Below are 17007 nucleotides of genomic sequence, written 5' to 3'. Positions count from 1 at the left end.
ATATGCGCGGCCCGGCGGGATGCGGTGGACGGGGGAGTTGCCCACCGCGGGAGTGCTGTCGCGCCGGCGGCGTCTGCGCCATGGCCACATCGCTGTCACCTCCAGTTTGGACGTTGCCCTCGAATGTCTCTAGCGACTATGTTGTATATGTGGCATCGTTCAGTGAAGGGGTCGGATGTGGCCTCGGCGTAGCCCCGCAGCAGCACCGGTCCGGAGGTTGGTAGGTGAGCAGTCGAGTCGAATGGGAGAGTCGTCACCCCCTTGCGCACGTGCGCCAATCGCGCGGCTGGTCGCTGTCCGACGTCGCCCGGATCGTCTCGTGCCGCTCGGGCCTGAACATGGCCAGCTGGCGGCAGAAGGTGAACCGCTGGGAGCGGCGCGGGGTGGTACCCGAGCCGGCCGCCCAGTACGCCTTGGCCGACGAGCTGGACGTGCCGCGAACGGCCGTGCAGCGGCTCGGCTGGCCGCGCTGGCTGTTGACCGTCGACGCCATGGAAGAGCTGGACGTGCCGTGGACGGTTGAGGAAGCAAACCAAGTCTTGTCTCGAGTGATGGAGTCCGCCGTGTTGGATCGCAGAGATTTCCTGGTCATCTCCGGCCACCTGTTCGCGGCGGCCGCCGCGACGTCACTGCTCACGCTGCCCGAACCGGTGCGCGCCGCGACCGCCGGCGGCGTGGCCGGCAGCGAACTGCTCGCCTCCCTGCGCACCCGGGTGGCCCGGCTGTGCCATCTGGACGACGCGCTGGGCGGCGGAGCCTGCGTCGAGGCCGCCGCTTCCGATTTGCGTTTGGTGGGTACCGTGCTGGGGCGCGCCAGCGTCAACGGCACCACCGAAGCCGACCTGTACTCGGTGGCCGCGTCGATCGCCCGCCTCGCGGGCTTCGCCGCCTTCGACTCCGGGCAACACGCCGCCGCGCAACGGTTCTGGCACGCCGGGCTGCGCGCCGCGCACGTCGCCGGCGACCGCAGCGTGACGGTCTACCTCCTGTCAAACCTTGCCCTGCAAGACATCTACGTAAACCAGGCCCGCCATGCCATCGGCATGCTCGATACCGCACGCTCCAATGTGGACACCTCGCAGAAGACCGTGCTCGCCATGCTGGACTGCTGGCAGGCCCGCGCCCACGCCGTGCGCGGTGAGAAGCGCGAGGTGGCCACGCTGCTCAACCGGGCCGACGACCTGTACGGCCGGCGCCGTCCCGGCGACGACCCCGAATGGATCTACTGGATGAAACAGCCTTCGCTGACCGTCGAGGCCGGGACCGCCATGCGCCAGATCGGCCGGCCGGCGCACGCGCAGCGCCTGCTGGCCGAGGGGATGACCCACGTGCGCGACGGTGCCACCCGCGACCGCAGCTTCTATCTCGCGCGCCTGGCGGAGGCGCAATGCGAGTCCGGCGACCTGGACCAGGCCGCGGACACCGCCCGGCAGGCGCTTGAGGTCAGCCCGGCGGTCGAATCCGCGCGGGTCTCCGCGGACATGGACGCGGTGCTGCGCCGGCTCCCACCCTTGGCGCTCACCTGACCGTGATCCCGTCGTACCAACGGTTCGCCGCGGCGTGGATCAGATTGACCGTGACGATCGCGGGCGCGATCACGGCCACCGCCTGATCGAACTGGATCTGCAGGGTGAGCGCGAGGATGATGGCCGTGATCCCGTTCTGCTGGGCGAGCGCCAGATGCCACCGGTCGTGCCGCGGCACGCCGCGCGTGAGCACCGCGGCCACGACGATCTGCGCGGCGAACGCGGCCGCGCCCAGCGCGATCCCGCGCCAGATCTGCACGCCGTCGATAAGCAGGAAGCCAAGCCCCACACTGGCGACATACAGCGCGATCCGTGTGATCGGCCCGATGGCCTTGTCCAGTTGCCGGGGCCGGGCGAACAGCCCGATGAGCGCGATTGCCAGCATCCAGCCCGTCGCCACCGCCGCCGCGACGAATGCGAGCAGTGCGGCGTACTGGAAAATAGCCGGTTTTCTGGCAAGGAGTTTCCAGATGAGGTACGTGGCGCCGGCGAGCAGGAGGTTGCCGCCGAGATCCATGGCATACAGCAGGGCGGGGTCGGCGTCGGTCGGTGGGTGGTTGCCGATGCCGAAGGTGTTCACGGCGACGGCCGCCGCGTAGATCGACAGGATGACGGTGAACGGGTCGTCGAACGACGACCATGAGGCGAGCACGTTGCGGGCGCGGATGCTCATGCGCTCGTCGTCCATGAGCGCGGCCACCGAGAGCGGGTCGATCTGGGCCACCGCCACGCCCAGGATCAGGAATATCGGATCCTGCCAGGCGAGAGCGAGGGTCACACCGATCAGCGCGGCCTTGACGACGACGCCGATGGTCACCGCGGAGATGATGATCGTGCGATCCTGCCTGGCCCGTTGCAGATCGATGCCGTATGTCGCGCCGTACAGGCCGATCGCCAACAGCAGGTAGGCCATGGTCTTGTAGGCCGGCGACTGCGCGATGGCATCGACATCAGCCGATAGCGTCCAGGCCAGTCCGAGGCCGATCGCGATACACAACAACAGTTGCCCGATGCGGCGCACGCACAGTCCCTTCGCTCGCGATCTCATTCATATCAACAGGACGCAAGCGCCGGCCATCGTCTTGAGTGGTTGCTTGGCTGTCGCGGGTAGCTATTCGGCGAGCTCGGCGACCGGGCGCACCTCGACCATGCCGAGCGCGGCCTCCGGCAGCTGCGCCGCCAGCTCGACCGCCCGATCCCGGCTGTCGCACTCGACCAGGTAGAAGCCCGCCAGATACTCCTTGGCCTCGGCGAACGGGCCGTCGGTCGCGTCGATGCGCACGCCCTGCGCCGGATCGGCGAGCGCGGCCGAGGCGATGTATTCGCCCGAGGCCTGCAACCGCTTCGTGAACTCGGCGTGGATCCGGTAGCCCTCCGCCCGTTCGGCGTCGGTGAACCCCTCCCATATCGCCCGCAGGGCCGGGTTCAAATGGATAAGGATCATGTACTTCACATGTCGAGAATAGGCGTCCGGCTTCTACGTCTCTGATGAAGGTGTTCCCACCATCGCAAGGAGACGCACCATGAACGTGTTATCGACCGGGCTCGCGTTCGGCGAGTCGCCCCGCTGGCACGCCGACCGGCTGTGGGTGTCCGACATGGGCGCCAACGAACTGATCACCGTTGACCTGGACGGCAAGCGTGAGCACGTGGCCGAGATCCCGGGCATGCCGATGGGCCTGGGCTGGCTGCCCGACGGGCGCATGCTGATCGTCTCGTCGCGTGACGGGCGCCTGCTGCGCCTCGAACCGGACGGCTCACTCGCGCCGCACGCCGACCTGGCCGTGCTGTCCCGATTTCCGTGGAGCGACATGGCGGTCGACGGCCGGGGCAACGCCTACATCGGCAACATCGGGTTCGAGTTCGGCGTGGGCGAGCCGGCACCCGGCACGCTCGCGCTGGTCACACCTGACGGCACGGTCCGGCAGGTGGCCGACGGGTTCGGCTTCCCCAACGGTATCGCGGTCACACCGGACAACGGCACACTGATCGTCGCCGAGTCGTACGCCCACCGGCTCACCGCGTTTGACATCGCCGCGGACGGCACGCTGTCGAACCGGCGCGTGTGGGCGGAGCTCGGCGATGGTGTGCCGGACGGCATCTGCCTCGACGCGGGTGGCGCGGTCTGGTATGCCGACGTGCCCAACGCCAACTGCGTCCGCGTGGCCGAGGGTGGCGCGGTGCTGCGGACCGTAACGGTCGACCGCGGCTGCTTCGCCTGCGCGCTGGGCGGCCCGGACGGGCGCACGCTGTTTGTCACGGCGGCCGTGTTCGACGAGCAGGCGATGACGTTCAGCGGGCCGCGCACCGGCCAGGTGATCACCGTCGATGCACCCGAGCCCGGTGTCGGCTGGCCCTGATCGTTTCAATCACCTTCCGGACCAGCCGGAGGGCGAGGATCGCGAGCACAATGAGGCACGCGAGGGCGAGCGCGAGCCCACCCGCAATGGCACTGTCTGGATCGCCCAGCTGAGCATTCTCCGATCTGTGTGCACGGCCACGCCAAACGCGGGGCTCCGCCGAATCCATGCGCCCGGCCACGGCAACGCGGGCTTTGCCGAAATCCGCGTGCCCGGCCACGGCAACGCGGGCTTTGCCGAAATCCGCGTGCCCAGCCACCGCAACGCGGGCTTTGCCGAAATCCGCGTGCCCAGCCACCGCAACGCGGGCTTTGCCGAATCCGCGTGCCCGGCCACGGCAACGTGGGGTCCGCGGGGCTCGGCCCCGCGGCCGGTATGGCGATCGCGGCCACGCCGAAGCCGACCGAAGGTCGGCGAGCAGCCTGGCCCCCGCGAGCGCGGGCCTCTAACCCCTAAAGGCCCGCGCTCGCGGGTGGATGGTGATGCTGTTGTTGCTGCGAAAGGGTTTTGCGGCCGTGGTCACCCCTTGGGCACCCACTTCCACTGCTGACCATGCTCGGTCTTGAGCGTTTGGAGCAGACTGCGGGCGCTCATCTCGTCGCCGAAGTAGTGCCGGTGTCGCTGCGCCCCGATGCCGCCGTGGCGCGACTCGACGCACCACGCCTCACCGAATCGCTTCAGCCACAGGTCGCTGCGCTGATCCTGCCCGAACTTGCCATTCCACCAGCACTCCAACAGCTCGCCCGCCAGCGATCGGGCCCTCGTCTCAAGCCTCAGGGTCATGCCACCACCCTATAGAACACGTGTTCGAAGATGCAAGGGTGAAACGGCGTCACGCGAGGTCCAGCGATCTCGTTGCATATTGCATGGACGTGTTCTCGCGAACGTTCCTTCCCGCCTCCAGTGAGGCGGGCATTCCAATGCCGACCGTCAGCCGGCACATGCCGGTGTTCCGGCGCTGTGTGGAGCCCGATGACGCGACGGTCCTGGTGACCCGGGCGCACCGGCCAGACCGGCCGCTGGCCAACGATTTCCTACTCCTGCTGACCTATCGGCGCCTGGTCATCACGCAAGAGAGCCGCATCTTCAAGCGGTTGCGGCTGCACCTGAACACCGAGCTGCGCCACCTGGCCAACATCACGTGGCATCCCGACCCGCGCCTGTCGGCAATCGAGCTGGCCGCCACCGCGATCGACGGCATCCGGGAGCGCTTCTGGATCCACGCCGGCCATCCGAAGCAGGTGTGGCATCTGGACGCGCTGTTCAGCCACATCTTCCGGCCGCGCGTGGCGCAGCAGCGCTCGCACGAACAGATCGGATTCAGCGACCACCTGGTCCGCGTTTGACGGAATCTTTACGTCGCGCTTACATGGTTCGGACATCATGGGCCGGTGACGGAGAAGGGTCTGATCCTCGTCGTGGAGGACGAACGACCGATCGCCGAGCTGGTCCGGATGTATCTGCAGCGCGACGGCTTCGGCGTCGAGCTGGAGTCCGACGGGCATGCCGGCCTGGCCAGCGCGCGACGGCTGCGTCCCGCCGCGTGCATCCTCGACATCGCGCTGCCGGGGCTTGAAGGCACGGAGATCTGCCGCCGCCTGCGCGCCGAGGACATCTGGGTGCCCATCATCTTCCTCACCGCCCGCGACGACGAGGTCGACCGGATCGTCGGGCTGGAGCTCGGCGCCGACGACTATCTCACCAAGCCGTTCAGCCCGCGCGAACTCGTCGCCCGCGTGAAGGCCGTGCTGCGCCGCTCGTCCGGCGTGCCGGAGCCCGATCGCGTGAAGACCGTTGGGCCCGTGCGCATCGATCCGGCCAGCCGCGGCGTTAGTGTCGACGGCGTGCCCGTCCACCTCACGACCACCGAGTTCGACCTGCTCTCGCACCTGATGACCCGGCCCGGCCGGGTTTACACCCGCGACGAGCTGCTCAGCGCGGTCTGGGGCTATGCCGCGCACGGCGGCACGCGCACGGTCGACGTGCACGTCGCGCAGGTGCGAGCGAAGCTGGGCGACGCCGCCTCGATCATCCGGACCGTGCGCGGCGTCGGATACACCGCCGGTGACTGACCGGTGACTGACCGATCCGACCTGACCGTGCCGATCCGGGTGTTGCCGGCGGCCAGGCCTGCCAGGAGCGCCAGCGTGACCTTCCGCGCGGTCGTCACCGGCTGCGTCGTCGCGCTGATCTCGGTTTTCGTGACCGCGCTCATCGCGGTCCCGATCTATGTGCAGGCGGCCGAGCGCTCGTCCCGGGAGGCACTTGCCACCCAGGCCAATGTGGTCGCCGCGCTTTTGCGGGCGAAGAGTTTCCGGAGGGTGCCGCCAAACGAGCGGCCGACCATCAAGCAGCTCAGTGATCAGGCCGTCGACGTGTATCTCCTCGTCGACGGGAAGGTCGAGCCGGCGGGGCTGCCGCCGCAGCTGGTGCAGCAGGTGGCGCAGGGCAAGCCGGTCAGTGTGCGGTTCGCCCCGATCAACGGGCGGCTGTCCATGGTGGAGGGCCGGCCGCTGGGTGAGGGTGACGGCGTGCTGCTGGCCCGCGGGACCGGCACGGGCCTGACCAAGCAGGTGCTCAAAAGCCTGTGGGTACCGGTGCTCGCGGGGCTCGCGTCCGGTGTGCTGGCCGGAATCCTGCTGGGGCGCAGGCTCGCGCGCCCGATCCGCAACGCGTCGATCGCTGCCGCGCGCCTCTCGTCGGGCGATCGCAGCGTGCGCCTGGCGGTCGAACGGCCCGCCGAGGTCGAGCGCCTCGCGATCTCCATCAACGAGCTGGCCGAGGCGCTGGCCACAAGCGAAGGGCGGCAACGGGAATTCCTGCTGTCGATCTCGCACGAGCTGCGCACGCCGCTCACCACGATCCGCGGCTATGCGGAGGCTCTCGCCGACGGTGTGGTCGATCAGGAGTCCACGGCCGGGGTCGGGCGCACCGTGCTGGCCGAGGCGGAGCGGCTCGACCGGCTGGTGGCCGATCTGCTGTCGCTGGCCCGGCTGGAGGCGGCCGATTTCGCGATCGAGCCCACCGAGGTCGACCTGGCGGACCTGATCCGCACGGCGGGGCAGGCGTTCGCGCCCAGGTTCGCGCAGCACGGGCTGGAGTTGCGCCCGGAGCTGCCGGCTTTTCCGGTTTCGGTGCGCACCGATCCCATGCGGCTGCGGCAGATCGTGGACGGGCTGGTGGAAAACGCGCTGCGGGTCGTGCCGCCCGGCAAGCCGATCGTGCTCGCGGTGCGGGTGACGCCGGGCCGTGCGGTGGTGGAGGTGCGCGATGGCGGGCCGGGGCTCAGCGACGACGATCTGGCGGTGGCCTTCGAGAAGGGCGCGCTTTATCAGCGGTACCAAGGAGTAAGAAAGGTCGGCAGTGGATTGGGCCTGGCGCTGGTCGCGGCGCTGGCGCGGCGGCTCGGCGGCACGATGGAGGCCGGTCACGCCCCGGAAGGCGGGGCCCGGTTCACGGTTTACCTGCCCCATACCGTCGACTGACCCGGGCTTAGACAAAGCTCGGCACGCTTACGACCATGAGACGAATTGCTCTTGGCATCGCCGCCCTCGCGGCCTTCGGCCTGGCCGCGTGCGCCCCAGGCGCGACTGCTTCCGCGTTTGTGGCCACGGCGGAGGCGGAAGCGCTCGCCGCCATGGGCGTGGACGCGGTCGACCTCGCCGTGACCGCGTCGGCCGACCCCGCACCGAAACCGGACGACGAGCAGCGCAAGAAGCGCTGGGACCGGCGGCATCCGCAGAAGGTGCTGTTGCACCGCAACGTCTTGCACGGCGAGGCGGTCGTGCAGAACAAGGACGGCGAAAACGTGACCGTCGCGGTGCAGCGGGGCGTGGTGACCGCGATCGATGCGAGTTCGGTGACTGTCAAGTCGAGCGACGGGTTCACCTGGACCTGGACGTTTCACCCGGAGCTGCGGGTCATCGAGAAGCGCGCGACCATCCAGCCCAGCGAGATCAAGGCGGGCGCGACCATCGCGCTGGCCGGCCCGAAGCCCGGCGATCAGCCCCAGGCCCGCCTCATCGTCTTGCCCATGAAGCAGGCCTAGTCATCAAACCGCGGCAACGGGCCGCCGTCGTCACACCCGCTCGATCAGCTGCGGCCCGTTGTTGCGCACCACATTGACCAATGTGGACACCGGGTAGACCTCAAGGCTGCCCTTGGCCGGCGGGGCCATGAGCGAGCGAATGTGCTCCACATCGGACAGTCGCGGGTCGAGCCAAGCCTCCCAGTTGTCCGGCGTGACCACCATCGGCATGCGGTCGTGTATGTGCCCCACGTCGTCGGTGGCCTGCGTGGTGAGGATGGTGAAGCGGGGCACCCACAGCTCGGGGTCGTCGTCGGCCAGCTCGGGATCGCGCCAGTATTCGTAAATGCCCGCGGCCGCGAGCACGCCCCCGTCTTGGGCATGCAGGAAATATGGCTGCTTCACCGGCTTCTTCGCGCCTTCCTCGCCCTCGACCGGGAACCACTCGTAAAACCCCTCGATCGGAATGAGGCAGCGCCGCGCGCCGAAAGCCCTTTTAAAGGAAGGCTTTTCGTGTACCGTCTCGGCGCGCGCGTTGTTGAACGCCTTCTTGCGATCCTTGGCCCACGACGGGATGAGCCCCCACCGCAGCACGCGAAGCTGCCGCACCGGGTCGGCATCCTTCGGGCCGTCGTCGGGCGCCTTGGCCAGCACGGCGGGCGCCTTCTTGGTCGGGGCGACGTTGTAATCCTCGCGCAGGGGCTCTTCGCCGTCAGTCTTCTCGGCGGCGAACAGCTGCATCAACTGCTGGCGACTGCGCACCGAGGCATAGCGTCCACACATGGCAACCAGCCTGCCATGACCCTCCGACGGTTTTCGCCCCCGCGCGGCGACTACTGAGCGTAATATGCCTAAATAGGTGTTTTTGCGGCAATTTCCAGCTCAGGAGGAGGACGGATGAGGAAGACGTGGATCGCCACAACGTCACTTGGCGTGATCGCGGTCGTGGCCCTGGCCATGCCGGCCGTGCGCGGGCTGGCCATCGAGACGCACATCGAGGAGCAGTCGAAGGAGTGCGCCACGGCCGCGGGACGGCTCACCAAATCGGCCACCGAGCTGCAGAACGGGCTCGCGGCCGTGCCGCCAACGCTCGGCGACCTGGCCAAGACCACCAACGGACTGCTCGGTCAGGTCGCGGGCCTGATCGAGACGGGCTGCCTGCCCGAACCGAAGCTGCCCGACGGCACGCCCGCAGAACACGAAAAGCAGCCGCCACTTCCCCCGCTTCCCTCGTTTCCGCCGTTGCCTTCGGGTTTCCCATTCCCGTCAGGCTTTCCCATGCCGACCGCGCCGGCGTTCCCGTCCATGGCCGCGGCTACGTTCCCTCCCGCCGGGGGCGCCCTGACCGTGCCGGTGTGTACCGACCTGACCGCTGATCTGCTCGACTCGGTGACGGGCGTGCTCGCCGCGCTGCTGTCGCCCGACCAGCCCGATGTCACGGCGGCGTCCAGCGCGGTAACGAGGCTGCTCGAAGCGCTCACCAAGCTCAGCGACGTGGCGAACAACTGCCTGCCGTCCGCGTCGGCGAAACGTTAGGCGTGCCAACCTCGGGCTGCTGTCTTAGGGTTTGCGAAGGCAGCAGCCCGAGCAGATTTTGGGCTCGGGCAGGGTGAAGGCGAGGCAACAGGTCTTGCGCTGCACGGTGGGCTTGCCGTCCGCGCCCGGGACGAGCTCGATCAGCCCCTCCAGATCGAGCGCGCTCAGCAGCGTGTTGATGCTCTCCGCGGGCGAGCCCGGCAGGCCCTTCGAGGCGCGCAGGATGCCATGGGCGATGCCCGACGCGACCGACCCGCGCAGGTTGTGCCGGCCCACCTTGACCGAGGCGTGAATGCGCTCGGCCAGCGGGTCCAGGTGCCGGTCGATCAGGCTCACACGCAACGTCTTGAGCAGGAGCTCCTCGTCGCTGACCACCATGATCCCGCGCTGGCCCGAGTGGGCCAGCGGGTCGTCGGGCAGTACGGCCATGCGCACGCGCGACAGGCCGATCTGCATCAGCGGCGAGTGGGTCCCGAAGTGGACGAGCACGTTCTCCGGCTCCAGGAACGGGACCCGGCGGGCCGTCGCCCAGCTGAGCGTCGCGGGCATGACGAGCCAGTAGGTGTACGCCTTCCACGCGAGTGTCGCGGCCGCGTGCGGCTGTGCGTTCCACCGCTCCCGCGCCGCATCGAAAAAGTCCGATAGTCGTGTGCCGTCGACCAGATCGGTGGCCGGAATCCATCCATCGCGGTCAACTATTAGGAGGGGATCGGCTAGTCCTTGTCGCGTATCGAGTGTGCGGAGAGTGACCGAGAGAGGGCTCAGCGCATCGGAGGCAGTGGAGACCAGCATGCTCATTGCCGCGCCACCTCGCTTCCTCTGCCGCTCGGCCAACCGGGTCACTGTACCCCGCTAAGGCTAGCCTAACCAGACCTCCCCGGAATTGCGCTACAGACCGTCATGCATAGCACCTGTCAAGGCATTCGTCAGGAAATCAGCAGTTCTCATAGGATCATCTACTAACCACGAAGAATGAACACATGAGCGTCTCGCCTGTGGAGCGGGCGGCCGAGGCATTTGCCAGCGAGCTAGCCCGATGGCGCGTCGATCGAGGCATGACGAAGAAGCAACTTGCTGCACGCATGGGTTTCGATCCGTCGTACATCAGTCACATCGAAGGTCGCCGACATCGACCAACGGAGGATTTCGCGCGCAGGGCCGAAGCGGTCCTCAGCGCAAGCGGCGCGATCTGGCGCCGGTTTCAGGAATATGACGAGGCAAGGCAGGCGCGGGGACCCACCACCCTGCTGACCCGGGAGCCGGCGGTGCCCAACCAGTGGTTGCCGCCCGGGGCCGGGCTCGTCATCGAGCTCGAGGAAGCTCAACTCACCTACGACGAGAAGGCCTACGCGCTGGTGGTGCGCCGGGCCCTCTACAACGCCGGCGGGGAGCCGGTGACCCGGTACCTGATCCGGGTCTCGGTGGACCGATTCCCCGGCCAGCCGCAGCTTTCCAACACCCATCACCGGATGCACCCACTGACCATCGACGAACTGGGCCTGTCCGCCGAGTGCGGCGAACCCGGCGCGACCGAGCCGATGCACTGGCGCGCCAAGGTCGACCGGGACGCGTTCAAGGAGATCTGGTTGCTCTTCGAGAACGACGACGGCAGGTTCCCGCTCTATCCCGGGGAGCGCACGACGGTGCAGTACAGCTACACGGTCAGCGACCTGAAGTGGGGCACCTGGTTCGAGCGCGCTGTGCGCCTGCCGACCCGTCGGTTGGTGGTGCAGATGCGTTTTCCCGCCGATCTCGGCCCGCAGGTGTGGGGAGTCGAGACATCGATGGCGGCCGAGGAGGCGCCATTGCGGACGCCGATCCTGCGCGAGCGGGCCGGCGATCGCGAGGTGTTCACGTGGCGCACCGACGATCCCACGCTGAACGCGCGTTTCCAACTGCAGTGGCGGTTCAGGACGCAACCGGGCGCCAACGACCGATGACCGCGCACCACGCCCGCTTCTTCAACGGAGGGGCGTCAGTGATCGCTGAAGGCGTCGTATTTTATCCGGGTGTACGGCACCTGGAGCTGGGTCAGCACGCGTAGCGTACTGCGAATCATGGGCGGCGAGCCGGAGAGGAAGAAGTCGTGTGCACGCCACGGTCCCGACCGTGACACGGCCGCAGCGACGGTCCCTTCCTCGCCGCCCCATTCGCGATCGTGGCTGCACACCGGTACCAGAGAAATCCATGGATAGGCCTGGGCAAGCCGCTGCAGGTATTCCAGATCGTAGAGGTCCTCGCGGTCACGCGCGCCGAAGAACAGGTGCACCCAGCGCGTGCGGTTGAACGTGGTGAGCTCCTCCAGCAGGGCGCGCAGCGGCGCGAGCCCGGTGCCGCCCGCGACCAGCACGATGTCGCGGTCCGACCGGCGGTCGAGCACCATCGTGCCCATCGGCGCGGCGAGGCGGATGATCTCCCCGACTCTGATCCGGCGCACGAGCGCGCCCGAAAGCCAGCCCGCGCCGAGCGCGCGGACGTGAAACTCCATCGTGCCGTCCTCGCGTGGCGCGTTGGCCATCGAGTAGGTGCGCCACACGCGCGGGTGGTGTTCGGGCGCCTCGATGGACACATACTGCCCGGCGCGATAGTTCAACTGCTGCAAGGGTTTCACCGTGAGCACGGCGATGTCGCGCGACCGCCGCTCGTGCCCGACGACCTCGGCGTGCCACCACGCGGGGTTGGTGTCGGCCAACGCACCTCCCTGCATCTTGCTCGCGATGACGGCGTACGCGTCGCGCCATGCCTGCTCGTATTCGACAGTCCATTGGTCGCGCGCGAATGCCCGCAGCGACTCGATCAGCGCCGCGCCCACGACCACGTATTGCTCGGTGTCCACGTGAAACTTGCGATGGTCCCGCCCGAGCGAGCGCAGGTATTCGTCGAACCGTTCGGGGTTTTCCAGCGTATGCACGGCGGTGACGATCGCGCCCAACAGCCGCGCCCGCTGGACTTCCATGCTGACCGGGAACAGGTCGCGAATCGCCGGGCTTCTCAGGAAGAGCCGGGCGTAGAAGTACCCGGCGAGTTTCTCCTGATGTTCCTCGACCAGTGTCCAGCTCTCTTTCAACAGGCGCTGAAGGTCGCTCACGCTGCCTCACCCTGCCCGCGACGATGCACGGGATGTCGCACAGGGTGTGCGATCCTTGCCTATCATGGAGCAGCGGCGCAGCGAGGTATGGCTGGTTCTGGGTGTCTCATTAGGACAGTCCGCGGTCTATTCGGTGGTGTCGCTGATCGCGAAGCTGACCGCCGCGGGACCGCTCAACCAGCAGGCGTCGCGCATGAACACCTCCCTGGCCCCGGAGCGCCCGTGGCTGGACCTGACCTATCAACTGCTGCGGATCATCTTCGCGCTGGTGCCGGTACTGCTGGCGATGCATTTCTTGAACAGAGACCCCGGCGGCGCAAGGGGTTTGCTCGGCCTTGACCGTCCCCGGCGTTTTGATTTTCTAGGGGGTACGGCGCTGGCCGCCGCGATTGGGTTGCCTGGGCTTGGTTTGTACTACGTGGGCAGGGAGCTCGGCTTCAACACCACGGTCGTGCCCGCGGGGCTACCGGACGTGTGGTGGGCGGTGCCGGTGCTGATCCTCGCGGCGGCGCAGAACGCGGTGCTCGAAGAGGTGATCGTGGTCGGCTATCTGGTCACGCGGCTGCGCGAGCTCGCGTGGAGCGTGCCCGCCGTGGTCGTCGCGAGCGCGTTGCTGCGCGGAAGTTATCACCTGTATCAGGGCTTCGGCGCGTTCGTGGGCAACGCCGTCATGGGCGTGGTCTTCGCGCTGGTTTACCTGAGATACCGGCGAATCGGGCCATTGATTGTTGCTCATACATTGCTGGACGTGGTGGCATTTGTGGGTTATGCCGTGCTCGCCGACCATCTCCGGTGGCTTCAGTGATCAAATCGTTATGAAGTGAACGCTCCGCAACTTCGAGAGGCGCTCTAGGCTGCCGCTTCATGGGCCGCGGTCAAACGTGCGGCCCATTTTATGGGAGGCAGGGAGGAGCACCCATCTTGAAGCTCAATCGACTGGCCGGCAGACGCCCGGCCGCGATGGCTGTGTCCATCGTCGCGACCGCCACACTCGTGGCGTCCGCGGCCGGTGGCGCTCAGGCCGCCCCGACCGGGCAGGCCGACACCGCGCTCTACCTGGTGCAAACCACCAGCGAGCCGCTGGCGACCAACGAGGCGACCAAGCCCGCACCGGGCCAGAAGGTCAACACGGAGACGCAGACGGCCCGGCAGTGGCTGTCGAAGCTGACCGGAGAGCACGACGCCACACTGCGCGCCACGCGCGTCAACACCAACAAGAAGGTCTACGACTACGGCGTGGTGTTCAACGGCTTCGCCGCCCGGCTGACCCCCGCCGAGGCGGCCCGGATGAAGTCGGCGCCGGGCGTCGTGCGCGTGTGGAAGGACGAGATCCGCCAGGCCGACACGACCACCACGCGCGACATGCTCGGCCTGTCGGGCAACCGTGGCGTGTGGCAGAAGCAGTTCCGGGGCAGCGCGCATGCCGGCGAAGGCATGATCGTCGGAGTCGTGGACTCCGGCATCTGGCCGGAGAACCCGGCCTTCGCCGCGCTGGCGGAACCGCGGCCCGACGCGGCCGCGATCGCCGGCAAGTGGAAGGGGTCGTGTGACACGGGAGAAGCGTCCGACCCGGGCGCGGTGATCGCCTGTAACAACAAGGTGATCGGGGCGCGGTACTTCAAGAACGGCATCGGTTCGATCGGGGACTACGAGTTCCTGTCGCCGCGTGACTTCAACGGGCACGGCTCGCACACGGCGTCCACCGCCGCCGGAAACTTCGGCGTCAACGCGACCATCAACGGGTTCGCCGTCGGCTCCACCTCCGGTGTCGCACCGGCGGCGCGCATAGCCGTGTACAAGGCGCTGTGGGAGCAGCCCGATGGCACGGGCAGCGGCACGACGGCAGACCTCGTGGCGGCGATCAACCAGGCGGTCAAGGACGGCGTGGATGTCATCAACTACTCGATCTCGGGGTCGCGGACCCATGTGGTGAGCGCGGACGAGATCGCGTTCCTGAACGCGGCCAACGCGGGCGTGTTCGTGGCCACGTCGGCCGGGAACTCCGGCGACACGGTCGGTGTGAGCAGCGTGGCGCACAACTCGCCGTGGACGACCACGGTCGCGGCCAGCACGCACGACCGGGGCAACGCCAAGACCGTGACGCTCGGGAACGGCGCCGGCTACACGGGCGTCGGTGTCATCCCGCCGGCGGTCGCGTCCTCGCCGCTGGTCAACTCGACAGCGGTGGGCAAGGCCGGGGCGAACGCGACCGAGGTGCGGCTGTGCTACCTGGGCACGCTCGACCCGGCGCTGGTGGCCGGGAAGATCGTGGTCTGCGACCGCGGGGGCAACGCCCGGACCGACAAGAGCAAGGCGGTCAAGGAAGCGGGCGGTGTTGGCATGATCCAGGCCAACACGAGCGACGCGCAGTCCATCAACGGCGACTGGCACTACGTGCCGACCGTCCACGTTGGACCGGCGGCGGGCACGGCCATCAAGGCGTACGCGGCCACGGCCGGTGCCACGGCAGCGTTGTCGGCGACCGACCCCGACCCGGTGACGGCACCCGTGATGGCGGGCTTCTCGTCGTACGGGCCCGCGCAGGCGGGCGGCGGTGACCTGCTCAAGCCGGACATCACCGCGCCGGGCGTGGACGTGATCGCGGCGGTGGCCCCGCCCGGCAACGACGGCAAGGACTTCGACGCCTACTCGGGCACGTCGATGTCGTCCCCCCACATCGCGGGCATCGCGACACTGATCAAGGCCAAGCACCCGGACTGGTCGCCGATGGCGATCAAATCCGCGATGATGACCACGGCGTCCACAAAGGACAGTGAGGGCAGGAACATCCAGTGGGCGTTCGGCGACGCCACCCCGTTGAACTATGGTGCGGGGCACGTGGTGCCGGGCAGCGCGTTCGACCCGGGCCTGGTCTACGACTCTGGCATGGGCGACTGGCTCAAGTACGCGTGTGGGATCGGGCAGCTGCAGCTGGTTGGCGCGGACTGTGGCGCGATTGGGTCGATCGATCCGAGCGACCTGAACTACGCCTCGATCGCGGTCGGTGATCTCGCCGGTTCGCAGACGGTGACGCGTACCGTCAAGAATGTCTCGAAGCGAGTCGGGGTGTACGTCCCGGTCGTCCAGGCACCCGCCGGATTCACGGTGAAGGTGTCCACGCCGGTGGTCGTGGTGCTGCCCGGCAAGACGGCCACGTTCAAGGTGACCATCACGCGTAAAGACGCCGCGCTCGGGCAGTGGGCGTTCGGCACGCTCAAGCTGAAGGAGATCGGGACGGGCCGGCATGTGGTGTCCAGCCCGATCGCGGTGCGCCCGGTGGGCGTCGCGGCCGCGGGCGAGGTCGCTCTCAGCGGTGCCAGCGGGTCGTCCGCGCAGCAGGTCAAGTCCGGCTTCGCCGGCACGATGTCGGCCAAGGTCGCGGGCCTGGCGGCGTCGGCCGTCTCGGAGCTCGCGTTCGCGGGCGTCGACACCGGCTTCGACCAGTCGGCACCGGCCGAGAGCGCGGGCGTCAAGAAGATCACGGTTGAGGTGCCGGCCGGGACCACGCTGGCCCGGTTCGCCACCTACGACGCGGACGTGCCGGCCGACACGGACGTGGACCTGTTCGCGTACCAGGCGGGCACGGCCGATTTGGCCGGCGCCAGCGCGGGCGGGTCATCGGAGGAAGCCGTGACGTTGACCGAGGCGGGCACGTACGACATTTATGTCGTGCTGTTCGCGGCCCCGGGAGGATCGGGGACGGTCAAGCACCACGCATACGCCGTGCCGGACATCAGCGTGGGGAACCTCACGGTGAACCCGGCGTCGCAGGCGGCCACGATCGGCGGCCAGGCGACGTTCACCCTGCAGTGGACGGGCCTCACCGCCGGAGCACGCTATTTGGGCGTGGTGTCCTACAGCGACGGAACCACGACACACGGCCGCACGATCATCTCGATCGCCGGATAAACACGGGCAAGCGACTATCCCCGCGCCTCGCGGGGATAGTCGCTTTGCTCACCTTGTCCGGGCACGGTATTCTCGTGCGTCGGATGGTCTCAGGCCATCTGTCAGGGAGGCTTCGCCTAGTTCGGTCTATGGCGCCGCACTGCTAATGCGGTTGGGGTCCAAAGCCCCTCCCGGGTTCGAATCCCGGAGCCTCCGCGCTAGACCGGTTGTGTATGCTGGTCGAGCACCTGCGCCCGTAGCTCAACGGATAGAGCATTTGACTACGGATCAAAAGGTTAGGGGTTCGAGTCCCTTCGGGCGCGCGCGAGGCGGCCTCGCCTGCTCGCTGGCCTGTGGTCAGCTTCGGCGGGGCCCGCGTAATGCCAGCCGGGGGGCCGAGCCCCCCGAACCCCCACGATCGGTGGGTGCGCGCCGCGGTCGGCTGGCGGCTCCGCCTGCTCGCTGGCCTGTGGTCAGCTTCGGCGAGGCCCGCGTAATGCCAGCCGGGGGGCCGAGCCCCCCGAACCCCCACGATCGGTGGGTGCGCGCCGCGGTCGGCTGGCGGCTCGCCTGCTCGCTGAC

15 protein-coding genes, 2 tRNA genes and 1 pseudogene are annotated in these 17007 nt (G+C 68.3%); 12 read left to right on the top strand and 6 right to left on the bottom strand.

Features of this window, described 5'->3' with window-relative positions:
• Positions 1-224: 224 nt before the first annotated feature.
• Positions 225-1526 (top strand): NsdA family TPR-like regulatory protein, encoded by a 1302-nt coding sequence (locus tag DM816_RS16740; RefSeq protein WP_162907550.1) that lies wholly within the window; start codon positions 225-227, stop codon positions 1524-1526.
• Here the strand turns inward: DM816_RS16740 and DM816_RS16735 are convergent.
• Together DM816_RS16735 and DM816_RS16730 are read right to left on the bottom strand one after the other, a co-directional pair.
• The gene (locus tag DM816_RS16735; protein WP_162907549.1) at positions 1519-2574 is read right to left on the bottom strand and encodes a cation:proton antiporter domain-containing protein; all 1056 of its coding nucleotides are present in this window, start codon (positions 2572-2574) and stop codon (positions 1519-1521) included. The genes DM816_RS16740 and DM816_RS16735 overlap by 8 nt on opposite strands.
• Positions 2575-2637: 63 nt before the next feature.
• Entirely contained in the window at positions 2638-2970 is a 333-nt protein-coding gene (locus tag DM816_RS16730) for a YciI family protein (protein WP_246001993.1), read from the bottom strand.
• A 79-nt stretch (positions 2971-3049) separates the two neighbouring features.
• Between DM816_RS16730 and DM816_RS16725 the strand changes: the two genes are divergently transcribed.
• Positions 3050-3886: an SMP-30/gluconolactonase/LRE family protein gene (locus tag DM816_RS16725; RefSeq protein ID WP_117211166.1), complete on the top strand. Its 837-nt coding sequence runs from the start codon at positions 3050-3052 to the stop codon at positions 3884-3886.
• 519 nt (positions 3887-4405) lie between these two features.
• Here DM816_RS16725 and DM816_RS16715 read toward each other — a convergent pair.
• Positions 4406-4669, bottom strand: a complete 264-nt coding sequence (locus DM816_RS16715) for a hypothetical protein (RefSeq protein ID WP_117211164.1) — start codon at positions 4667-4669, stop codon at positions 4406-4408.
• Positions 4670-4752: 83 nt separating this feature from the next.
• Here DM816_RS16715 and DM816_RS16710 point away from each other — a divergent pair, with 83 nt between their 5' ends.
• From DM816_RS16710 to DM816_RS16695, 4 genes are read left to right on the top strand one after another with little or no spacing between them, the layout of a single operon-like run.
• Positions 4753-5232, top strand: coding sequence for a hypothetical protein (locus DM816_RS16710; RefSeq protein WP_117211163.1), 480 nt, complete (start codon positions 4753-4755; stop codon positions 5230-5232).
• Positions 5233-5277: 45 nt separating this feature from the next.
• Positions 5278-5958, top strand: coding sequence for a response regulator transcription factor (locus DM816_RS16705; protein WP_117211162.1), 681 nt, complete (start codon positions 5278-5280; stop codon positions 5956-5958).
• Positions 5959-5961: 3 nt separating this feature from the next.
• The gene (locus tag DM816_RS16700; protein ID WP_117211161.1) at positions 5962-7371 is read left to right on the top strand and encodes a sensor histidine kinase; all 1410 of its coding nucleotides are present in this window, start codon (positions 5962-5964) and stop codon (positions 7369-7371) included.
• Between the two features lie 35 nt (positions 7372-7406).
• The gene (locus tag DM816_RS16695) at positions 7407-7934 is read left to right on the top strand and encodes a hypothetical protein (protein WP_117211160.1); all 528 of its coding nucleotides are present in this window, start codon (positions 7407-7409) and stop codon (positions 7932-7934) included.
• A gap of 30 nt (positions 7935-7964) precedes the next feature.
• Here the strand turns inward: DM816_RS16695 and DM816_RS16690 are convergent, their stop codons facing one another.
• Positions 7965-8696: an SOS response-associated peptidase gene (locus DM816_RS16690; protein WP_117211159.1), complete on the bottom strand. Its 732-nt coding sequence runs from the start codon at positions 8694-8696 to the stop codon at positions 7965-7967.
• Between the two features lie 114 nt (positions 8697-8810).
• On the opposite strand from DM816_RS16690, the gene DM816_RS16685 reads away from it, so the two are divergent.
• Positions 8811-9449 carry a hypothetical protein gene (locus tag DM816_RS16685; protein WP_162907548.1) on the top strand — a complete coding sequence of 213 codons (639 nt, stop codon included), beginning with the start codon at positions 8811-8813 and terminating at the stop codon, positions 9447-9449.
• Between the two features lie 24 nt (positions 9450-9473).
• Here DM816_RS16685 and DM816_RS16680 read toward each other — a convergent pair whose 3' ends face one another.
• Positions 9474-10241 carry a (2Fe-2S)-binding protein gene (locus DM816_RS16680; RefSeq protein WP_117211186.1) on the bottom strand — a complete coding sequence of 256 codons (768 nt, stop codon included), beginning with the start codon at positions 10239-10241 and terminating at the stop codon, positions 9474-9476.
• A 188-nt stretch (positions 10242-10429) separates the two neighbouring features.
• Between DM816_RS16680 and DM816_RS16675 the strand changes: the two are divergent.
• Positions 10430-11371, top strand: a pseudogene (locus tag DM816_RS16675) (helix-turn-helix domain-containing protein); the annotation flags it as partial.
• Positions 11372-11424: 53 nt separating this feature from the next.
• Here the strand turns inward: DM816_RS16675 and DM816_RS16670 are convergent.
• The gene (locus DM816_RS16670) at positions 11425-12537 is read right to left on the bottom strand and encodes a globin domain-containing protein (protein ID WP_117211156.1); all 1113 of its coding nucleotides are present in this window, start codon (positions 12535-12537) and stop codon (positions 11425-11427) included.
• Between the two features lie 64 nt (positions 12538-12601).
• Here DM816_RS16670 and DM816_RS16665 point away from each other — a divergent pair, with 64 nt between their 5' ends.
• The 4 genes from DM816_RS16665 (at position 12602) to DM816_RS16650 (ending at position 16748) form a co-directional block, all read left to right on the top strand.
• Entirely contained in the window at positions 12602-13342 is a 741-nt protein-coding gene (locus tag DM816_RS16665) for a CPBP family intramembrane glutamic endopeptidase (protein ID WP_117211155.1), read from the top strand.
• Between the two features lie 116 nt (positions 13343-13458).
• A complete protein-coding gene (locus tag DM816_RS16660) occupies positions 13459-16446 on the top strand; it encodes a S8 family peptidase (protein ID WP_246001991.1) in 2988 nt (995 codons plus the stop codon).
• A gap of 105 nt (positions 16447-16551) precedes the next feature.
• A tRNA-Ser gene (locus tag DM816_RS16655) sits at positions 16552-16641 on the top strand.
• 34 nt (positions 16642-16675) lie between these two features.
• A tRNA-Arg gene (locus tag DM816_RS16650) sits at positions 16676-16748 on the top strand.
• Positions 16749-17007 lie beyond the last annotated feature (259 nt).

Source organism: Allorhizocola rhizosphaerae, from assembly GCF_003426775.1.
Taxonomy (GTDB): Bacteria; Actinomycetota; Actinomycetes; order Mycobacteriales; family Micromonosporaceae; genus Allorhizocola; species Allorhizocola rhizosphaerae.
Note: the sequence above shows the minus strand (reverse complement) of the source record. Positions and strands in the feature narration are given on the sequence as shown.